This window comes from Eggerthella timonensis, from assembly GCF_900184265.1.
Taxonomy (GTDB): Bacteria; Actinomycetota; Coriobacteriia; order Coriobacteriales; family Eggerthellaceae; genus Eggerthella; species Eggerthella timonensis.
In genome coordinates this window covers 1831795-1851200 of record NZ_FXXA01000002.1, presented here as the reverse complement: position 1 = coordinate 1851200, position 19406 = coordinate 1831795, and the positions used below count along the sequence as shown (strand labels likewise).

Here is a 19406-nt window from a genome sequence, read left to right as displayed (position 1 = left end):
CAGCATTTATGTACCTTCAAGCTCAGGATGAATGTATATATTTGCGATGCACTCATTCTTTCTGTACCATGAAGAACGACAGAAAGGGCATCATGCACAACCTGCAACTGAAGAGTCTCCGCAAACAAGCAGGGTACGACACGCAAGCCGACCTCGCTCACGTCCTTGGCGCAAACCCTCGCACCTATGCTTCATGGGAGCGTGAAGAAGTGGGGCTGTCGCTCAACGAGGCCCGCCGCATCGCCGATGTCCTCGATTGCTCCATCGACGAACTAGCAGGCCGAACATGGCCCGAGAACCGTTTCGCAGACGAACGCCAAAACGAGATCAACCGACTCTACGAACAGCTCGACGAGGCGCGCAAGGCGTTTCTACTCGACGCCGTGAAGGGGCTTGCCGCCGCCATGCAGCAGCCGGCCGCTAAGATTTCTTGACGATCGTCAAATCCTGCACGCTCACGCGCAGAGCGTCCTCGTATCCTTCGCGGTCGAGCTTGTTCGCCGACACGTCGATGACGGCGCGCGCGTTCGCTCCCTGCGCCTCGCTCTCCTTGCAGCCCGATCCGAAGTCGCGCTCCAACTCGGCGAGGAAAGCCTCCACCGCCTCACCGTCGGCAAGCTGCACCTCGAGCGTCGACGTTTCGCACAACCCCCCGGCGTCGAACTGCACGGTCTCCGTGGTCTGCCGCTCTTCCCCGTCGGGACCGGCCGTCATGTAGCGGTACGTGACGGAACCCGACAGGTCTTTCTCCTTCTCGACCGGCTTCGCTTTCTCCGCCTCGCCCTCGGGCGCATCGATCCGCTCGGGTGCCGTCTCGGCAGCCGGAGGGTCATCGCTCGCCTCCCGCTCCCCGCCGTCCAACCGAGGCAGCTGGAACGCCGCGAACGCGATCAGACCCAGGACGAGTGCGCCCGATGCGACGATCAAGCCCGCCTTGCGCGCGAACCCGCGCCGATGAAGCGCCTCGGCCTCCCTCATGCCCTCTTCGAGGCTGGTGGGAGGCTCGTCGAACATCACGCTCGACACCGCCTCGACCTTCGGCTCTTCGGTTTTCCGGGACCCCGCTTCAGCCTTCGCTTCCGCCTTCGCCTCAGCCTTGCGCTCCACGGGCTCGGGGCGTCGCTGCTCAGCCGGCTCAGGCGCGCGCTCCGGCGAAGCCGCCTGCGGCTCCCCGGGCTCCTCGTCGGCGGACGCGCGCGCTCCGGCCCCTTCGCGCACCTCGTCCAAGCGCTGCTGGATGAGCTGCTCCAACCGCTCGTCTATCAGGGCGCGAACCTCGCCCGGATCGTCCTGGATTCCGGCCAACGCCTCGAGAAGCGTCGGAACCGTCCTCCCCTTCTCGAGAGCCGTCTCGCACGGCTCCTCGAACGCGCCGCACTCGTCCTTCGGCTTCGCGACGGGACGCTCCGCCGTTTCCGCCGCGCCTTCGGAGATCGCAGCCGCGCCTTCGTCGACCGAGGCGTGCTTCCCCCGAAAAGCCCGCTCGAACGATTGGCGGCCGGAGGAATGCTTCCCGCGCGGCGCCGCGGTCGCGCGATCGGCGCTCGGAGCGGCCGCCTCGGCCGAGCTTGGCCTCGCGGCCGGCTCGCGCCCTTCGGAATCCGTCGCCGACGGCTCGGCCGCCGCAACCGGCAGCGCGAACACGGCCGGAGCCTTGGCGATCATCTCGAGCACGCGCAGATCCTCGCCGCCTGCAACCGGCGCGCTTCCACGGCGCTTCGCTTCCGGCTCCAGGATCTCCGCGGCGGTCGCGGGTGCGGGCTGAGGCGCAGGCTGGGGCATTGGTTGAGATTCGGGCCGAGGCTCTGGCCGGGGTTCCGGCCGGGGCGCAGGCTGCGGCTCAGGTCGGGGCTCCGGCTCCGGCTCGCGTTCCGGCGCGGCCAGCGGCGGCTCGATGGGAGCATCCGTCGAAGCCTGAGGTTCGGCAGGAGGCTCGTCGTCGGCCGGATCGCGACGCGCTTCGTCCTCGACATGCTCCGCCGGCCCGTTCACGAACGCGAACAGGCTCTCCAAAGACAATGACTCGTCGTCGAAACCCGACATCCTCCCGCTTTCCCGCACCGACGCAACCGGCGCGCCTCTCGCGCCGCCCTCGCGCCTCGATCGATCAAATGTTGAATATATTCATCTTATCAGAAATCGGCGGGATGGGCGAAAGAAGCCCGAACGCGCATACACCCCTCACGCTTTCCCCTTGACTTCGAACACTCGTTTGCGTAGTATACGAACATACATTCTCGCGAACATTTGATCTGACGAACGGATGAACGAATGGACTTGGTTGGCAAGCTCGAAATCCTCGCCGATGCCGCGAAATACGACGTGGCGTGCACGTCGTCGGGCATCGACCGCGACGCGCAAAAGGGCAAGCTGGGCAACACGCTGGCCGCCGGATGCTGCCACAGCTTCGCGGCCGACGGGCGCTGCATCACGCTGCTCAAGGTGCTCATGACGAACGTCTGCGTGTACGATTGCGCCTACTGCGTGAACCGCGTGTCGAACGAGGTGCCGCGCGCCGCGTTCAAGCCGCGCGAGCTGGCCGACCTCACCATCGCGTTCTACCGCCGCAACTACATCGAGGGCCTGTTCCTCAGCTCGGGCGTCATCCGCAACCCCGACTACACCACCGAGCTCATGATCCAGACGCTCGCCATCCTGCGCGAGGAGCACGGCTTCCGCGGCTACATCCACGCGAAGGCGGTGCCCGGCACCTCGCCCGAGCTCGTGCAGCAGCTGGGGCACCTGGCCGATCGCATGAGCGTGAACATGGAGCTGCCCTCCCAGAAGAGCCTGCAGCTGCTCGCGCCCGAGAAGGACAAGCAGCGCATCATCGCGCCCATGCGCCAGATCCGCGACAACATCGCCGTGGACAAGGACACCCGGGCGCTCGTGCGCAAGCAGACCACCTACATGAAGCAGATCCGCCCCAAGAAGAAGGAGCGCGCCTTCGTGCCCGCCGGCCAGTCCACGCAGATGATCGTCGGCGCCTCCCCCGAGAGCGACTTCCAGATCCTCAACCTATCGGCCGCGCTGTACCGTACGCTGTCGCTCAAGCGCGTGTTCTTCAGCGCCTACACCCCCGTGAACGACGACAAGCGCCTGCCCGGCACCGACGCCATCCAGCTCAACCGCGAGCACCGGCTCTACCAGGCGGACTGGCTGCTGCGCTTCTACCGCTTCGACGTGACCGAGATCATCGACGAGGACAACCCGTTCCTCGATCCCGACCTCGACCCGAAGGCGAACTGGGCCATCAACCACCTCGACTTCTTCCCGGTGGAGGTGAACACGGCCCCGCTCGAGGCGCTGCTGCGCGTGCCCGGCATCGGCGTGCGCGGGGCGAACCTCATCGTGCGGGCGCGGCGCACGACCAGCCTTCGCGAGCCGGAGCTGCGCAAGCTCGGCATCGCCTACAAGCGCGCCCGCTTCTTCATCACGTGCAGCGGGGGCTACGCGGGCCAGGGAGTCGACTTCTCCCGCGAGGGGCTGCGCGCGCAGCTGGCAGCGCCCATCAAGGGCGGCAACCACGGCCGCCGCGCCGACAAGACCACGCCGGGGCAGATGAGCCTGTTCGAGAGCGTCGAGACGCCCGAGAAGGCGCGCATCGCCGGGGGCGCGCCCGCGCGCGAGCTCGCCCCCGCCGCCCCGACGGCGGCCGACGGGGTCTACGGGTGGCAGCGCGCCCTCGAAATGCCGGAAGCAGTGTGCGCATGAAAGGCTCGCCTCGGCCCGACGATGCCCCCGTCGCCGCGGAAGAGCCCCTCGCCGACGTGGCGTACTGCCACGACGGCACGCTCGAGGGGCTGCTGTCGGCCGTGTTCGAAGCGTACGCGCGCCGCGAGGACCCGCAGGACGTCGCCTCCGCGGACGTGCTGCAGCCGCGCCTCGGGCAGACCGTGCGCGTCATCGAGACGAACGAGCAGCACGCCGTGCGCGTTCGGCGCGGACTGAGGCGCCGCTGCGGCGACGCGGCCTACGACGCCGTCAAGCACGCCTCGCTCAGCGACCACCCCGACGCCGGCACCATCGTCTACCGTTTCATCCGCTACGCCATGGCGCAGAGCCGCGGAGGGCGGACGCGCCGCAACGTGCTGAACGACCTCGCGCACCCCGCCGTCCAGCCGCTCCATCGCCTCGAGCGCTCCGTCCTGAACGAGCGCCACCGGATGCTGCAGTTCCTCCGCTTCGAACACCTGGAGAACGGCGTCTGGTTCGCGCGCTGCAACCCTGCGGCCTCGGTCATCCCCCTGCTCATGAACTGGTTCAGCGGGCGCTTCAACACGCAGCCGTTCATCATCTTCGACGAGGCGCACAACGTCGCCGGCGTGTACGGGGGCTCCGACTGGTACCTCGTGGAGGCGCAGCACGTCGACCTTCCCGATCGCGCGTCCGAAGAGCGGCTCATGCAGCAGGCTTGGAAGCGCTTCTACGACACCGTCGCCGTGGAGGCTCGCTACAATCCCGAGCTGCGCCGTCAGTTCATGCCCAAGCGCTTCTGGAAGAACCTCACCGAGATGCAGGAAGACCTCCCCGGCACCGAGATCTCCCCGCGATAGCCCCGCGCCTCGCCCGTCGGCCAGCGATGGCCGGCCGCCGCTGCCGGCCGAGGGCCCCGCGCCCGCCGCTGCCGGCCGAGGGTGCCGCGCCCGCCGCTGCCGGCAGNCATGCGCCGCGAACATATGTTCGGACTCCCCCTTTGACGCACAACGCCCGACCGAGCGCTTTTCCGGGCGGGCCCAAGTTCCCGCCTCGTCCTATCCGGCATGCGCCCGCTGCTTCGCCGTTTGCGCGAGGAACCCGGGTCCGCGGCGGTTTTCGACGGTAAAACGCCTTCGGGGGCCTTCCCCGCCCGCCCCGGCGTCCGCCCGTCCCCCATTCTCCCAGGTCGCGGAGGCACCGCGGGAAGGGCTCGCGGGAAACGCCCTCGGACGGGGCCGTCCGAGGGCGTTTTTCCGTCGAAAACCGCCACGGGCCGCGCCCTCGCCCCCCCTTCTCGGAACCGGCGTGGCGGTTCCCGCTCATGCGCGCTTTCGCCAATCGAATCGGACCGGCGCGTGCGGAAACGCTTGTCGAAAGCGCGCATGAGCGGAAAGCGTCGCCGTTCCGGCACGGCGAGCGAGCGCCGCAACGGGGGCCGCCCCGCTCAGCCGTTTCCGGGCCCATGCGGAAGGCGCCTGTTCGGCGCATTCGCCCCGATTGCGCGCTTAAGGCATAACCGCATAGCGCCCGTCGGCGGGCGTTATGCGCCAAAGAGGGAGTTAGAGCATTCGTTCTACCTTCAAGCACGACCGCGGCTCAAGGCCCGCGCGCTCAACCGGTCGGCAGCCTTTCCCTTCGCGCAGCGGCGTGCGCGAGGCTTCCCGAGGGTGCATAACTCGGGGACTTCGCCTGACAACGGTCCGTCGGCGCGCGAACCGTCCGGCGCGCAGGCCCCTCCGCACTCGTCCCCGTTCCGCGGGCGGGCGGCTCACCCCTGTGCGCCGCTCGGCTCTCGAACTCCGGTCAGGTCGAACGGAGGGATGAAGCTGTCCTCGGCGGCGCCGCCCTGCTGCCAGAAGTAGTCCCCGACGCCCAGCTCGTCGGCGAAGTCCAGCAGGCGCTCGTACTCCTCGTCGGGCACGCGTCGAGCAAGCTCGGGGCAGCGGCGCAGCGTCGCGGACGCGCGCGCGTCGCCCGCTTCGGCCGCATCGGCCAGCACGGGCGTGTACTGGTTCATGAGCGACAGCAGCACCGAATCGCCGAAGCGCTCGTGCACGAGCCGCACGACGCGCTTCGAGTCCTCGAGCGCGCCCGGCAGCATGAGATGGCGCACGACGACGCCGCCCGTCAGGCGCGGCGCGACATCGACCTCGTCGAACGTCGGCATCCCCGCCTCCTCCGCCATCGCCTCGAGCGCGGCGAGCGCGACATCGGGGTAGTCGGGCGCCTGCGAGTAGCGGCGCGCCAGCTCGGCATCGGCGTACTTGAAGTCGGTAAGGTACGCGTCCACCGTGCCCGCGTTCGCCCGCACGGCGGCGACCGTCTCGTACCCGGAGGTGTTCCACACGACGGGCAGCCCCAGCCCGCGGGCCCGCGCCAGGACGACGGCCGCGCGCGCCTCGGGGGCGTAGTGCGTCGGCGTGACGAAGTTGATGTTGAGGGCGCCCTGCTCCTGCAGCTCGAGGCACATCGCGGCGAGGCGCTCGACGCTCACCGCCTCGCCGCGATGTGCCTCGAGCTGCAGGAGCAGGGCGCCCTCAACNCGAGGCGCTCGACGCTCACCGCCTCGCCCGCCTCACCTGCGGCGATCACCGCGTTCTGGCAGTACGCGCACCTGAGCGGGCAATGCGCGAAGAACACCGTGCCGCTGCCGCGCTCTCCGCTGATGGGAGGCTCCTCCCAGAAGTGCAGCGCCGCGCGCGCAACCACGAGGCGATCATCGGCCCCGCACGCGCCGCGCTCCCCCGCCGCCCGGTCGGCCCCGCACGAACGCGGGCACAGGTCGCAGCCCATGGGCTCAGTTGGCCGAGTACGCGCCGTAGCCGGGATAGTCGGGATAGGAGCCGTGATCGTGCCCGTGGTCGTGGTCGTGCCCGCAGCCGTCGTCCAGCTCCTCGAAGCCTTCGGACGCGTCGCCGTAGGCCTGCTCGGCGCGGGTCCAGTCGAGGCCCTGCTCGGCGCACGCCTTCTCCTCGCCGTACACGAGCGCCAGCGCCGAGGGCGCTTTGTCGGCGCCGCCGATGACGGCCAGCAGCTCCAGCAGGTGCAGGCACGCCTCGGCCTGCGGAAGGATGAGGTCCACGTCGTCGGCCGCCGTCAGCGCGGCGGACAGCTCGGCCATGAACATCTCCACCGTGTACGTGCCGTCGAAGCGGCCCGTGTTCACCGCGGCCAGCACCTGCTCGGCCACGGGCGTCGCGGCGCCCACGCGCTCAACGGCCTGGTCGAGCGACGCCGACGAGCGGCGTACGGCGCGGTACAGCGCGTCGGCTTCCACGGCCGAGATCACCTGCGCCGTCGTCTGCAGCGTGTACGCGGCGCGCGCGAGCTGCGCCGAGCCCGCCCCGCCCGTGTCCTGCACCGTGCCGGCGATCGCCTCGAGCACGGGGCGCGCCTCGTCCACGGCCTCCTCGTCTCCGCCGACGAAGCACACGAGGTTGTCGCGGTCGCCGAACGCGTCGGCGCGCGCCACGTCGACCACCACGAGCGGCGCTTCCACCGACATGAGGTCGCTCACCACGGCAACGGCGTTCAGCTCGCGCGCGAAGCTCGGCGTCGACGCCGACAGGTCGATGAGCAGCGCGCCCTTGCCCGCCGCCTGCACGAGCCCTTCCTCGTCGAAGTACGCGTCCTCGAGCGCCGTCTGCGACGTGCAGTACGTGATGATGGCCTCGGCATGCGCAACGTCCTCGGTGCGCGTGCAGCCGGCGGCCTCGAGACGGGCCGTCACCATGGCGCCCACCCCCTCGTTGCCGGAGTATACGAACGAAAGTTCCATCTAAGCACCTTTCCCGATGCGTCTGAATTCCATATGCCGGGCACGCTGCGAGCGTGCGGGCTATTCGCCGCCCTTGACCTTCTTCGCGATGCGGTCGGCAACCGACAGCTCCTCGCGCTTGTCGTTGCCCCAGAACACCACCGCGATCATGTCCGGCCCCACGTGGCTGCCGATGACCGGCCCGATGCTGCTCTCCAGAAACAGGATGCTGTCGTCGGTTTTGCCGAGCGCTTCCTGCAAACGCGCGGCGTCCTTCGGGCAGTCGGCGTTGCCGATGACCACGCAGCGGCCCGGCCGCGAGTCGGCCTTGCGCTTGTTGTAGTACTCGGCCAGCTGCTTGATGCCCTTCTTGCGCCCGCGCGCCACGCCCGCCAGCGACAGCTTGCCGTCGGTGGTGATGGTCAACAGCGGCTTCACGTCCAGCTTCGAGCCCGCGTACGCCACCGAGCTGGGGATGCGGCCCCCTCGGCGCAGCGCCTCGAGGTCGTCCACCATGAACTCGGCGTCCACGAAGTAGCGCGCCTCCTCGGCCCAGCGCGCCAGCTCGAGCGCCGTCATGCCGTTGTCGCGCTGCCGCAGCGCCTCGTACACCAGCAGCGCCTCGGCCACCGAGGCCAGGCACGTGTCCACGATGTACAGCTCGGCATCGGGGTGCTCGGCCATCAGCTGCTCGTGCACGAGCGCGGCTGCGTCGAAGCTGCCGGACAGCCCGCTGGAGAAGCTGAGGAACACGGTGGGCACGCCGCTTTCGATGGCGCGCTCGAACGCGTCGCGGAACACGGGCACGGGCACCTGCGCCGTGGTGGGCTCTTCGCCGTTGCGCATCGCCTGGTAGAAGTCGTGCGCCGTCGAGGTTTGGTACAGATCGTCGGCGTGCTCCCCGTCGCTCATGACGTAGGGGAACTCGATGAGCTCGACGCCTTCCCGATCGACGACCTCATGCGGCAGGTCGCAGCACGAATCGATGATGAGGTTGCACTGATGCTGCATAGAGGGGTTCTCGCTTTCTGGGCGGTTTGCAGACGTGTCGGTTCGGGGCGCGAACGCCTAGGACGCGCAGGCGCGCGCCTGAGCCGGGCCGGAGAGCTTGCCGGCCAACGAGCTCGCGCACTCGTAGGCTATCCCCACGGCCGGCCCCACGTGCAGGCCGATGACGGGGCTCACCGGCAGCACGCTCACCGAGCGCCCGATGAGCGGCTCGATGACCTCGCGCGCCCACTCGACGGCCGGCGCCTTGTCGCCGATGTAGTGCACCACGACGTGCTTCAAGCCGTGCTGCTCGACGTCGCTCTTGAACGTCGACACGATCTTGTCGAGCGCCTTCTTGCGCGTGCGCACTTTCGCGAACGTCGAGGCCTTGCCGTCGCTCACCGTGAGCACGGGAGCCAGCTGGATGAGGTTGCCCAAGAGCGCGGCCGCGTTGCCGATGCGCCCGCCCCGTTGCAGGAACGTGAGCGTCTCGGGCGTGAACAGGAAGCGGGTGGACGCCACGCCCTCGAGCGCAGCGGCGGCGCAGCCGGCGAGATCCTCGCCCGCATCGCGCGCGGCGACGGCATCGAACACCGGCCACGCCTCGTCGTATCCGCACGAGGTGGAGTCGATGATGACGTAGGAGAAGTCGATGTTGCGCGCCTTCACGGCGCGGGCGGCGCGCACGGCGCCCTCGTAGGTTCCGGACAGCTCCGACGAGATGAAGATGCCCAGCACCTCGTCGCCCGCCTTCGCCGTCTCCTCGAACAGGCTCTCCAGCACGAGCTGGGACGGCTGGCTGGACGTGGGGATGTTGTCCACCATGTCGTAGATGTCGGCGTAGAACTCGTCGAGGTCCATCTCGGCGTCCGCGTACTCGGTGCCCTCGCGGTTCACGAACAGCGTGACCACGTCGATGCCGGCCTCGCGCGCCACGTCGGCGGGAATGGAAGCGACCGAATCGGTGAGTATCTTGATCATGACATCCTTCCTTGACATGGGGCGCATGCCCCCGAGAAAATCGATGACGTACCCTCGTACACTACGCGATGCCCCGCAGCTTCACAACCAGATCGCGGCGACGCTCAAAAAGACCATATTCGAGCCCCACCGGGTAGGTATGGGCGTTCAGCATGCGCTTCTGGCTCTCGTCGAGCGTGGCGAGCCCGGCCTGCGCGCGTTCGCGCGCGGCCCACGCGTCGCGCTCGGAGGCATCGAGCACCGTGGCGCCGTCGCGTGCGAGCGGCTTGAGCAGCGTCTCGGAGCACAGTCCCGCGAGGTTCTTCTGCCGCAGGTCGTCGGAAGGGTCCACGATGACCTCGCGCAGCCCCTCGCACGGCGCGTTCACGTCGAACACCATGTCGCCGGCCAAGCGCCCGCTGCCGCAGTAGAAGTAGCGGCGCACGTCCAGAACGCCGGGCGTGGTCAGCTTGGCGGCCGACTCGGATATCTTCAGACGGTCGGTCCACCTCTCCTCCCCCGGCGCGCGCGTGGCCGACAGCTTGTACACGCCGCCCAGCGTGGGCTGGTCGTAGGCGCAGGCCAGCTTCGTGCCCACGCCCCACGAGGTCACCTGCGCCCCCTCGTCGCGAATGGACTGGATGGTGAACTCGTCCAAGTCGTTGGACAGCACGATGCCGCAATCGGTCAGGCCGGCCTCGTCCAGCATGCGGCGCGCCATGCGCGCGAGCCACGACAGGTCGCCCGAATCGATGCGGATGCCCGCGAGGCGCTCGCCGCGCTCGCGCATCTCGAGGCCCACCGTGATGGCGTTTTCGATGCCCTGCTCCACGTCGTAGGTGTCGACGAGCAGCACGCAGTTCTTCGGGAACGCCTCGGCGTACGCGCGGAACGCGGTGAGCTCGTCGGAAAACGACATGACCCACGAGTGGGCGTGCGTGCCCGACACGGGGATGTCGAACAGCTTGCCCGCCAGCACGTTGGACGTGGAGGAGCAGCCGCCCACGATGGCCGCGCGGCTGGCCCACAGGCCGCCGCCCGCGCCCTGGGCGCGCCTCAGGCCGAACTCGGCCACGGGCGCCTGGGCGGCCAGGCACACGCGCGCCGCCTTCGTGGCGATGAGCGTCTCGAAGTTGACGCAGTTCAGAAGCGCCGTCTCGATGAGCTGGCAGTCCATGATGGGGCCGCACACGCGCACGAGCGGCTCATGCGGGAACACGACGGTGCCCTCGAGCACCGCGTCGATGTCCACGCGCAGCCTGAACGTGCGCAGGTAGTCGAGGAACTCGGGCTTGAACAGCTTGCCGCCGCCGGGGGCGTCGAGCGAGGCGAGGTAGGCCACGTCGTCTTCGGAGAACGAGAACTCGTCCACGAGGTCGGCCAGCTGCGCCATACCGCACGCGATGGCGTAGCCGCCCTTGAACGGGTAGTCGCGGAAGTACATGTGGAAGCAGGCCTGCGTGTCGCCTTGGCCGGTCTCCCAATAGCCCTGCGCCATCGTGAGCTGGTACAGGTCCGTCAACAACGCGTAGTCGATCCTCATGGACGATGAGCCTCCTCGCAAACGTCGGGTATCCGTCGGTTATTCGCCGCTCGGGGCCGCGCCGCCCGTGCCGGGCGTACCCGCGCCCTCCGAGCCGCCGGCCTTGTGGCTGCGGCGACGGGCGCGACGGTGCCCGCCGTCCCCTGTGCGGTTGGCCTCGGGATTCGCGCCGCCCGAACGCTCGGGGCGCGGCGCCTTGTCCTGGCGCGACTGCGGCTTCTGGCCCTGGCGCAGGCCCGAGGACTTCTGGCCGGGACGCGGCTTCGAGGGCTGCATGCCCTTCGGCCCCTGCTTCTTCGCGCCCTCGCCGCCCGGGCGCTGGCCCTGCTGCTTCTTGCCGCCGCCGTTGCCGTTGCCGCCGTTGCCGCCCTGGCCCGACCGGCGCTTCTGCTGCGCGCCGCCCTGCCCGCCCTTCGGCGAGCCGCCCTGCTGCTTCTGCTTGCGTTTCTGCGCGTCGGCCGCCTCGGGCGCGGCGCCCTCGCCGCCGACCTTCGTCGAGCGCCTCCTGCGCGGCTTGCGCGCGCTCGAGCCCTGCGCGTCGTCCTGCTGCCGCCCGCCGTTCTTCTGACCGCCGCCGTTGCCGTTGCCGCCGCGCCCGCCGTTCGATCCGCCGCCCTTCGACGCCTTCTGGCCCCCGCGGCCCGTACGGCGCACCGAACCCGGATCGGCCAGCTTGTCCTGCCCGGTCAGTTGCGCGGTGTTGCCGAACAGCGTCGACTCGAGCGGCGAGCCGATGGGATCGGCCGTCGTGGCGTCCTGCCAGGCCTCCTCGCCCACGCGGTTCGGGCGGTTCGAGCCCTCCTCGGGCGGGTCGAAGTCGGCCAGCGGCACCTTCACGGGCTTCTCGCCCATGATCTTGAGCGACACGATCTCGCGCGGCACGTCGAGGTCGACCACCTTCGCGGGGCCGTCGGGCGTCTCCACCGTGGCGTTCTGTTTCGGCGCGCGGCTCTTGAAGTCTTTGTACGCGTCGAACTCGTAGCGCAAGCAGCACATGAGACGGCCGCACACGCCCGAGATCTTCTGCGGGTTGAGCGAGAGGTCCTGCTCCTTCGCCATGCGGATGGACACGGGACAGAACTCGCCGCCCAGGCGCTTGCAGCACAGCTCCTGGCCGCAATGCCCCAGGCCGCCCACCATGCGGGCCTCGTCGCGCACGCCGATCTGGCGCATGTCGATGCGCACGTGGAAGTGCGCGGCAAGCTTGCGCACGAGCTCGCGGAAGTCAACGCGCTCCTCGGCCTCGAAGTAGAAGATGGCCTTGTCGCCCTCGAACAGGTACTCCACCGACACGGGGTGCATGTCGCCGTTCGCCTCGGCCGCCATCTCCTTGAACACGGGAAGCGCTTCGCGCGACAGGGCCTCCAGCTCGGCCGCGCGGGCCGCGTCCTCGTCCGTCGCGACGCGCTTGACGGGCTTGAGCGGGCTTTTCAGCTTCTTGACTTGGGCCTCGTCGGCCTCGAACACGTCATGGGCCGCACGGCCGAACTCGGTGCCGCGGGCGGTGGTCACGATCACGCCGTCGCCGGCGCGCACCTCGAGGTCCCCGGCGTCGAACCAGAGCGTCTTGGGGTTGTAATACAGGTTAATCGGCGCTATGCGAACCATAGAGCACCTCTCTTATCTCGAACAGCATCGCGTCGATGCACGTTTCCGGTGATACATTATATGAGATCGCCTCGTCGCAGCGGCGCACGGCCTTGAGCGCGGCCGCAGCGCGGGCCTCGTCGGTGGCCTCGGCCGCCTCCATGACGGACGCGCGCGCGTCAACGTTGATCACGAGCTCGGGCGTCTCGGCGCACACGGCCATGACGTCGCGCAGCCACGAGCGCACGATGGCCGTGAGCTGGCGCAGCGACTCGAAGGTCTTGGCCGTCAGCTGGCGCTTGTTGCGCGCCTCGATCTGGCGGATGGCCGACTTCGCGAGGAAGTCCGCGTTCTCGGCGAGCTCCTGCTCCTGCTCGGCGCGCGCCACGTCGAGCGGCGCCTTCACGAGCACCACGAGGTCGCTCGCGAACCCGATGACGTCCCAATCGTCGGCTTTGCGCAGGTAGCCCAGCACTTCCAGCACGCGGGCGCGGAACGCCATGCGCTCGTTGGACTTCAAGAACTCCACGGCGCGCGTGATGGAGCCGTCGCAGGCTTCGATGGCCATGCGCGCCTGCTCGCGCGACGCGCCGGTGTTCTGCACGATGATCCCGGCCGCCTCGCTGGCCGGGATGGTGCGGAACGGCACCACCTGGCAGCGCGACAGGATGGTGGGCAGCACGCTCTCGCGCGTGCGCGCGAGCAGGATGAGCACCACGTCGGAGGGCGGCTCCTCGAGCGTCTTGAGGAACGCGTTGGCGGCCTGGACGCCCAACAGGTCCACGCGGTCGAGGATGTAGACCTTCTTGTGCGCCTGGATGGGCGCGAGCGACGTATCGGACACGATGTCGCGGATCTGCTCGACCAGGTAGCCGCCCGCGCCCTCGGGCGCGAAGTAGCGGACGTCGGGATGCTTCTTGCGCATGATGCGGCGGCAGGCGTCGCATGCGCCGCAGTTGCCGCCGCGCGGGCCGGAAGCGCCCTTCGGGCACAGCACGGCCTGCGCGAACGCGTAGGCGGCCATCGTCTTGTTCGACCCGGCCGGGCCGGTGAACAGGTAGGCATGGCTCACCTTGTCCTGGGCCACCGTGGCGCGCAAGAACTCGCGCACCTGCGGCTGGCCGAGGATGTTCTCGAACGCGTCGGCCATGGCCCTAAGCCTCCACCTGCGAGCGCTTCACGTCGAGGCGCTCGAAGAAGGCGGGATCGTCGTCGACGACCTGCGCCATCCAGGGGAACAGGTCGGCCAACTCGGCGAACACCGCCGCGGCCGTCGAGGACTTGCTGCCGTTCGAGACGACCACGCGCACGCGCTCGGGATCGCGGCGGGCGATCTCCATGAACGCCTCGTTCACGCGGGCGTGGAACGTTTCGCCCGCCTGCTCCAGGCGATCGGCCCCGCCCCGATGCGTCGCGCGCACGAGGCCCACGTTCGCCTCGCCGCCCGTGGTCATGAGGATAGTGCGGTCGGGATGCACGCCCTGGCAGGCGAACTCGTTGACGCGATCGACGAACATGCGCGGCAAGCCCCGCCCGTAAGCTTGGTACGCCACCGTCGAATCGGTGAAGCGGTCGCACAGCACCACGGCTCCCCGCGCGAGCGCGGGCGCGATGACCTGCGCCATCAGCTGCGCGCGAGCGGCTTCGTAGATGAGCAGCTCGGCCTCGTCAGACATGCCGTCGTTCGCCGGGTCCAGCACGACGGCGCGCAGCTGCTCGCCCACCTCGGTGCCGCCGGGCTCGCGCAGGCACAGCACCTCGCGGCCGTGCGCGCGCAGCGCCTCGGACAGGAAGCGGATATGCGTCGTCTTGCCGGCTCCCTCGCCGCCCTCGAACGTGATGAAGATGCCGCGCAGGGCATCGGTCGTATCAGAAAAATCGTGTGTCACGGGTATGGCCGTTCCTTCTCCCTTGAAGCGTGCTGGGGCTTACGCCAGGTCGTACACGTCGCAGCCCCGTACGTCGACGCCGACGAACACGGGGAACTCCACGACCTCGATGCGGCGGAGCGCCTCGGTTCCCAGATCGTCGTACGCCACCGTCTCCGATGATGCCACGCACTTCGCCAGATAGGCCGCGGCCCCGCCGCATGCCACGAAATAAACGGAACCCGTGGCACGGCACGCCTCGCGCACCTCGGCGCTGCGGCGCCCCTTGCCCACCGTGGCCGCGATGCCCGCGCGGTGCAGCGCCGGCGCGGCGAAGTCCATGCGGCTGGCCGTGGTGGGCCCGACCGCGCCGAACGGGCGGCCGGCGGCTGCGGGCGTGGGGCCCGCGTAGAAGACGGCTTGGCCGTCCAAGCCGTAAGGCAGCTCTCCGCCCGCGGCCTCGAGCTCGGCCATGAGGCGCACGTGGCCCGCGTCGCGCAGCGTGTACAGCGGCCCCGTGAGCAGGCAGGCGTCGCCCGCCTCGAGCGTCGCGAGTTGCGCGCGGTCGAGCGGCAGCGTCAAGCGGATGGGTTCATCGTTCATCGCGCGCCCCCCTCGGCCTCGCCGCGCAAATCCACCGTAACCCTTCGCATCGCGCTGCAGCCCATGTTGATGGCGAGCGGCAGCGCCGCGATATGGCACGGCGCGGTCGCCACGCGCACGGCGAGCGCCGTCGTGCGCCCACCGAGCCCGCCGGGGCCCACGCCCGTGGCGTTCACGGCCTCGAGCAGCTCCTCCTCGAGCGCGCGCAGCTGCGGATCGGCCGCCGGCTCGTCCACGGGCCGCATGAGCGCCCGCTTCGCCAGACCGGCCACCTTGTCGAACGTGCTTCCGATCCCGATGCCCACCACGAGCGGCGGGCAGGCGTTCGCGGCCTTTTCGCGCACGCAGCGCACGAGCTCGTCCACGATGCCCTGCTTGCCGGCGCCCGGCACGAGCATGACCACGCGGCTCGCGTTGTCCGAGCCGCCGCCCTTCAGCATGAGGTGCAGCCGCGCCGCGCCCGGCTCGTCCACCGGGTGGATATCGCAGAACGCCGGCGTGTTGTCGCCCGTATTCGCTCGGTCGAAGACGGCATTGCGCACCACCGATTTGCGCAGGCGCGCCTCGTCGTACGCGCGGGCCACCGCGTCGTCCACGTCGGCGAACACGTCGCCGCGCACGAGCACGTCCGGTCCGATCTCGAGGCTCGCCCACACGGTGCCGGTATCCTGGCAGATGGGAACGCGATCCTCGGCGGCGATCGAGGCGTTCGTCAGCAGCTGGTCGAGCACGGCGATGCCGCGCGGGTTGTCCTCGGCGGCCCGGGCGGCGGCGAGACCGGCCTCGATGTCGGCCGGCAGCACGCAGGCAAGCTGCGGGATGGCCGCGCGCACCGCGTCTGCGACCTGTGATTTCGTGATGATGGTATCCATAGCGAGAGATTATACCGCAAGCACGGGCGCTTCATGCCGTCCATCCTGCAGGAGCGGGATCGCGCGCGATCAGGGCGCCCCGCCGCACCGGCCGCGCGTCGGTCGAACCCGAAGCGCCCGATGCGCTTCCATGGGAAATCTTGGCAAGTTCGCGTTGTTTTGGCTTTCCTCAATGGAGGAAAGAGTTAGCGTGCCGACTCGTGACCAGGCAATTCTTACGGCGCTCATCGACACGACCCTTCTCCAGCGAGCAAAACCCTCGCATAACGGCACGAACTTGCCAGAATCTCGCCGGCACGCCCGCATCCAGGAGGGGGCGCGTCCTATCCGAAGCTCACGCTCAGCAACGGCTGCCCCCGGAAGGCGGCGTACTCCTCGGCGAGCGCGCGCAGCCGAGCCTCGTCGCAGGGGCTCCACACCTCGCACGAGATCGTCAGGCCACGCGCTTGCTTCTTGCTCGTCCAGACCCCCACCGCCTCGCCATCGCGCACGACGACGCCGGGATTCGCCACCGTCCGCCAGATGCGGCGCTGCAAGGCTCGATCGGCTTGCAGGGTCGCGCGGTCGCGCTGGTCGAGGTACGGATCGTGGGCAGCCAGCAGCAGCAGGCGGCGCTCCGGCCACCCGGAAGACGCGAGCGCATCGCGGTCAGCGGCCAGCGCCCACGCCCGCCCGTCCCCGAACCCCACCGGCTCCAGTTCGTCCGCGACAAGCTTCCACAGGCGCCGCGCCTGCGCGCCCGAGCAGCCGAGCTGCTTCGCGAGCGCGTCGGGCCTCGTCGGGCCGTAGCAGTGCACGAACTTCCGCACGAGGCGCTCCGCCGCGTCGTCGGCGGGCTCCAGCGCGTGCCCCAGCCAACGCCGGTACGAGGTGAACGTGGGCGCGACGCCGTCGCGCTCGCCGAACACGACGAGGCCGAGAAAGGAACAGGGGCGCAGCAAGAACGACACCGCCGCCCCGCCCACCGTCTGCCTGTCGGGGCTGCCGTACATCGACGGCTCCCGCCACGCCGCGCGCTTACCCTCAGGCAGCAGGGGCTCCACCGCATCCGCCAGCACCTGGTCGAGGGCCGCCTTGCTCGCGACGGACCGCTCGTCGAGCAGCGCCGTCGCGCGCCTCACCAGGTCCAGCGCCTCGGCGAACCCTATGCCCAGCGCATCGAGGGCGAGACGGATGCCGTTCGTGTATATCCACGGCTCGCCGTCGCGCGGCACGAGGGCCGAGAGGAACGCGTCGCTCTCCGCCGCCGGGAACACGACGGGGGCGCCGCGCAAGCTCCAGGCCTGCACGAGCGACTTCTCGCCGTACAGCAAGCGCTCGGCGTCCTTCCCGCGGAAGGTTGGCGCGCGGTTGAACAGGGCCGCCTCCCATGCGCCCGGCGGGGTGTTCTGCATCCCGCACGCCCCCGCCAGCGCGAGGGCGTCCCGCACGTCGTAGGAGCGATCGAGGTGATGCGCGCGCAATCGGAACCGTCGTACCTGGTCGACGCCTACGCTCAGCATGCTACTTCACCACGAAGTCGCCCGGCAGGCGCGGCGCCGTGCGCGGAAACGACACGGCCGGGTACCCCAGCAGCATGCACACCTGCAGCGGCTTGTCCTCCGCTTCGAGAAATGCCTTCGCTGCGGGAAGCTCTTCGGCCGCGCGGCATAGGTAGCCGTTGTACAGCACGCCGAGGCCGAGCGAGGAGGCCACGAGCTCCATGTTCTGCGCGGCCAGCCCCGCGTCGTCGGCGCGCTCGGCGGCCACGAACACGACCGCGGGCGCGTTGCGGAAGAGGAAGTCGACGGGCTCGTCGGCGAACCGTCCGCGGCTGAACGGCTTGTACAGCTTCGCCCAACGCGGCTTGTCGGAGGGCGGCAGGGCGAGCAGATCGTCGATGCCGTCCCACACGAGGCCCTTGAACTCGTCGAGCGCGTCCTGCACTACGACGAAGCGGCATCCTTGGGCGTTCTTGGCCGTCGCGGTGTAGCGGCCCGCTTGCAGCACGAGCTCGAGCTCGTCGCGCCCCACCGGACGCGGGCGGTAGTCGCGCACGCTGCGGCGCGACTTGATGGCGCGCAGCAGCGCGACCGCGTCGAGCGTCTCGCTTGCGGGCGCGGCGGGCTCCACGTCAGCCATGTCCAAGCTCGGGATCGACACGGCAGCCGTCAGGCAGATGGCCACGCAGTGCCCGCACAGGATACAGCGGCCTTTCACGCGCGCGATCCCGTTCTCCACCAGCAAGTTCGTTCCCACGCAGTCGGCGACGCACCGTCCGCACCCGATGCAGCGTTCTTCTTCGATTTCGATCAGCATGGATGCCTCCCTTGAAACATCTTCGCTCCGAAAACACGCCACAGCGGCTGTGGCGTGTTTTCGGAGCGAAGATGCATTGATTTCGATGCAGGCGGGCGCAGGGGCCCGCCCTCGCTCCGCCGCGCTTACTCCGGCAGGTTAGCCAGCCCGGCGCGGACGCTGTCGGCGCTGGCGCGCAGGGCTGCCAGCTCGTCGTCGTTCAGGTCGAACTCCACGACCTCCTCGACGCCGTTCTTGCCGAGGCGCACCGGCACGTTCATGTAGAGGTCGTCGATGCCGTACTGGCCGTCGATGTGCGCGCACACGCTCATGACCTCGTGCGAGTCGGTGAGGATGGCTTCCACCATCTTCGCGATGGATGCGCCGGGAGCGTAGTAGGCGCTGCCGGTCTTGAGGAAGGCCACCACTTCGGCGCCGCCCTTCACGCAGCGCTGCACCACGCTGGCCACCGCCGACTCGTCCATGAGCTCGGTGATGGGGGTGCCGTCGACCGTGGTGAAGCGCGGCCAGCACACCATGCCCTCGCCGTGCGCGCCCACGGCCCAAGCCGTCACCGACGCCGGCGGGCAGCCCAGCTGCTCGCACACCGCGAACGCGAGGCGCGAGGAGTCCAGCACGCCGCCCATGCCCATGAGGCGGTTCGCCGGCAGGCCCGACTCGCGGAACGCCAGCGTGGTCATGACGTCGAGCGGGTTCGTCACGCAGATGAACACGGCGTTCGGGGACGCCTCCATGGCCTGGCCGATCACCGACTTCATGATGCCGGCGTTCACGCCGAGCAGGTCCTCGCGGGTCATGCCGGGCTTGCGGGCGATGCCGGCGGTGATGACCACCACGTCGGAGTCGCGCGTATCGGCATAGTCGTTGGTGCCGGTCACCTTGACCGTGAACTGCTCGACGCTGCGCATGTGCATCATGTCGAGCGCCTTGCCCTGGGGCAGGCCCTCGGCCACGTCGATGAGCACGACGTCGGCCAGGTTCTTGGATGCGATGATGTGGGCGGCGGTGGCACCGACGTTGCCGGCGCCGACGATGGTTACCTTGGGCATGTGATAGCTCTCCTTCGATGTCAGGTTCTGCGCCCTGCATTGTAGCGCTTGGGGCGGCCAAGCGCGAAGGCGAGCCGCGTATCTCCAGCGAAACGGCACGTCGCGCGCGAGCCGACGCCCTTAGGCACCCATACGGGGGGCCGCAAGACGTACAACTTGAGGCCTTGCAGCCTCCGTGGC

At 69.4% G+C, this 19406-nt stretch carries 17 protein-coding genes; 3 read left to right on the top strand and 14 right to left on the bottom strand.

Annotated elements, in window-relative coordinates; genetic code table 11:
- Nucleotides 1-92: 92 nt before the first annotated feature.
- Nucleotides 93-434: a helix-turn-helix transcriptional regulator gene (locus C1A15_RS07700; protein ID WP_180953028.1), complete on the top strand. Its 342-nt coding sequence runs from the start codon at nt 93-95 to the stop codon at nt 432-434.
- On the opposite strand, the gene C1A15_RS07695 is transcribed toward C1A15_RS07700, so the two are convergent.
- Nucleotides 421-2043: a hypothetical protein gene (locus C1A15_RS07695; RefSeq protein WP_146001825.1), complete on the bottom strand. Its 1623-nt coding sequence runs from the start codon at nt 2041-2043 to the stop codon at nt 421-423. The genes C1A15_RS07700 and C1A15_RS07695 overlap by 14 nt on opposite strands.
- Nucleotides 2044-2271: 228 nt before the next feature.
- On the opposite strand from C1A15_RS07695, the gene C1A15_RS07690 reads away from it, so the two are divergent.
- Nucleotides 2272-3714, top strand: a complete 1443-nt coding sequence (locus C1A15_RS07690) for a putative DNA modification/repair radical SAM protein (RefSeq protein ID WP_101722014.1) — start codon at nt 2272-2274, stop codon at nt 3712-3714.
- Nucleotides 3711-4556: a TIGR03915 family putative DNA repair protein gene (locus C1A15_RS07685; protein WP_101722013.1), complete on the top strand. Its 846-nt coding sequence runs from the start codon at nt 3711-3713 to the stop codon at nt 4554-4556. The genes C1A15_RS07690 and C1A15_RS07685 overlap by 4 nt, the downstream gene beginning before the upstream one ends.
- 911 nt (nt 4557-5467) lie before the next feature.
- On the opposite strand, the gene C1A15_RS07680 is transcribed toward C1A15_RS07685, so the two are convergent.
- The 13 genes from C1A15_RS07680 to mdh form a co-directional block, all read right to left on the bottom strand.
- Nucleotides 5468-6193: a radical SAM protein gene (locus C1A15_RS07680; protein ID WP_245864968.1), complete on the bottom strand. Its 726-nt coding sequence runs from the start codon at nt 6191-6193 to the stop codon at nt 5468-5470.
- Nucleotides 6194-6496: 303 nt separating this feature from the next.
- A complete protein-coding gene (locus C1A15_RS07675; RefSeq protein WP_101722012.1) occupies nt 6497-7477 on the bottom strand; it encodes an NAD(P)-binding domain-containing protein in 981 nt (326 codons plus the stop codon).
- A gap of 60 nt (nt 7478-7537) precedes the next feature.
- Entirely contained in the window at nt 7538-8467 is a 930-nt protein-coding gene (locus C1A15_RS07670; RefSeq protein ID WP_101722011.1) for a DegV family protein, read from the bottom strand.
- A 57-nt stretch (nt 8468-8524) separates the two neighbouring features.
- Nucleotides 8525-9427: a DegV family protein gene (locus C1A15_RS07665; RefSeq protein ID WP_101722010.1), complete on the bottom strand. Its 903-nt coding sequence runs from the start codon at nt 9425-9427 to the stop codon at nt 8525-8527.
- Nucleotides 9428-9488: 61 nt separating this feature from the next.
- Nucleotides 9489-10949 (bottom strand): nicotinate phosphoribosyltransferase, encoded by a 1461-nt coding sequence (locus tag C1A15_RS07660; protein ID WP_101722009.1) that lies wholly within the window; start codon nt 10947-10949, stop codon nt 9489-9491.
- Nucleotides 10950-10988: 39 nt separating this feature from the next.
- Entirely contained in the window at nt 10989-12557 is a 1569-nt protein-coding gene (locus C1A15_RS07655; protein ID WP_101722008.1) for a regulatory iron-sulfur-containing complex subunit RicT, read from the bottom strand.
- Nucleotides 12535-13686, bottom strand: coding sequence for a DNA polymerase III subunit delta' (gene holB, locus C1A15_RS07650; protein ID WP_101722007.1), 1152 nt, complete (start codon nt 13684-13686; stop codon nt 12535-12537). Before holB ends, C1A15_RS07655 begins: the two co-directional genes overlap by 23 nt.
- 4 nt (nt 13687-13690) lie before the next feature.
- Nucleotides 13691-14425, bottom strand: coding sequence for a dTMP kinase (tmk, locus tag C1A15_RS07645; protein ID WP_101722006.1), 735 nt, complete (start codon nt 14423-14425; stop codon nt 13691-13693).
- Nucleotides 14426-14464: 39 nt separating this feature from the next.
- A complete protein-coding gene (locus C1A15_RS07640) occupies nt 14465-15007 on the bottom strand; it encodes a fumarate hydratase C-terminal domain-containing protein (protein WP_101722005.1) in 543 nt (180 codons plus the stop codon).
- Nucleotides 15004-15879 (bottom strand): fumarate hydratase, encoded by an 876-nt coding sequence (locus C1A15_RS07635; protein WP_101722004.1) that lies wholly within the window; start codon nt 15877-15879, stop codon nt 15004-15006. The genes C1A15_RS07640 and C1A15_RS07635 overlap by 4 nt, the downstream gene beginning before the upstream one ends.
- A 323-nt stretch (nt 15880-16202) precedes the next feature.
- A complete protein-coding gene (locus C1A15_RS07630) occupies nt 16203-17381 on the bottom strand; it encodes a winged helix DNA-binding domain-containing protein (protein WP_101722003.1) in 1179 nt (392 codons plus the stop codon).
- A gap of 1 nt (nt 17382) precedes the next feature.
- The gene (locus C1A15_RS07625; protein ID WP_101722002.1) at nt 17383-18177 is read right to left on the bottom strand and encodes a nitroreductase family protein; all 795 of its coding nucleotides are present in this window, start codon (nt 18175-18177) and stop codon (nt 17383-17385) included.
- 125 nt (nt 18178-18302) lie between these two features.
- Nucleotides 18303-19226, bottom strand: coding sequence for a malate dehydrogenase (mdh, locus tag C1A15_RS07620; RefSeq protein WP_101722001.1), 924 nt, complete (start codon nt 19224-19226; stop codon nt 18303-18305).
- Nucleotides 19227-19406: the final 180 nt, after the last annotated feature.

What these genes read in the sequence shown, in the direction of transcription:
- C1A15_RS07695 (WP_146001825.1), bottom strand. Translation starts at nt 2,043, where the DNA reads ATGTCGGGTTTCGACGACGAGTCATTGTCTTTGGAGAGCCTGTTCGCG.
- C1A15_RS07675 (WP_101722012.1), bottom strand. Translation starts at nt 7,477, where the DNA reads ATGGAACTTTCGTTCGTATACTCCGGCAACGAGGGGGTGGGCGCCATG.
- holB (WP_101722007.1), bottom strand. Translation starts at nt 13,686, where the DNA reads ATGGCCGACGCGTTCGAGAACATCCTCGGCCAGCCGCAGGTGCGCGAG.
- C1A15_RS07630 (WP_101722003.1), bottom strand. Translation starts at nt 17,381, where the DNA reads ATGCTGAGCGTAGGCGTCGACCAGGTACGACGGTTCCGATTGCGCGCG.
- C1A15_RS07685 (WP_101722013.1), top strand. Translation starts at nt 3,711, where the DNA reads ATGAAAGGCTCGCCTCGGCCCGACGATGCCCCCGTCGCCGCGGAAGAG.
- C1A15_RS07640 (WP_101722005.1), bottom strand. Translation starts at nt 15,007, where the DNA reads ATGAACGATGAACCCATCCGCTTGACGCTGCCGCTCGACCGCGCGCAA.
- C1A15_RS07625 (WP_101722002.1), bottom strand. Translation starts at nt 18,177, where the DNA reads ATGCTGATCGAAATCGAAGAAGAACGCTGCATCGGGTGCGGACGGTGC.
- C1A15_RS07655 (WP_101722008.1), bottom strand. Translation starts at nt 12,557, where the DNA reads ATGGTTCGCATAGCGCCGATTAACCTGTATTACAACCCCAAGACGCTC.
- C1A15_RS07670 (WP_101722011.1), bottom strand. Translation starts at nt 8,467, where the DNA reads ATGCAGCATCAGTGCAACCTCATCATCGATTCGTGCTGCGACCTGCCG.
- C1A15_RS07665 (WP_101722010.1), bottom strand. Translation starts at nt 9,427, where the DNA reads ATGATCAAGATACTCACCGATTCGGTCGCTTCCATTCCCGCCGACGTG.
- C1A15_RS07635 (WP_101722004.1), bottom strand. Translation starts at nt 15,879, where the DNA reads ATGGATACCATCATCACGAAATCACAGGTCGCAGACGCGGTGCGCGCG.
- mdh (WP_101722001.1), bottom strand. Translation starts at nt 19,226, where the DNA reads ATGCCCAAGGTAACCATCGTCGGCGCCGGCAACGTCGGTGCCACCGCC.
- C1A15_RS07690 (WP_101722014.1), top strand. Translation starts at nt 2,272, where the DNA reads ATGGACTTGGTTGGCAAGCTCGAAATCCTCGCCGATGCCGCGAAATAC.
- C1A15_RS07660 (WP_101722009.1), bottom strand. Translation starts at nt 10,949, where the DNA reads ATGAGGATCGACTACGCGTTGTTGACGGACCTGTACCAGCTCACGATG.
- C1A15_RS07700 (WP_180953028.1), top strand. Translation starts at nt 93, where the DNA reads ATGCACAACCTGCAACTGAAGAGTCTCCGCAAACAAGCAGGGTACGAC.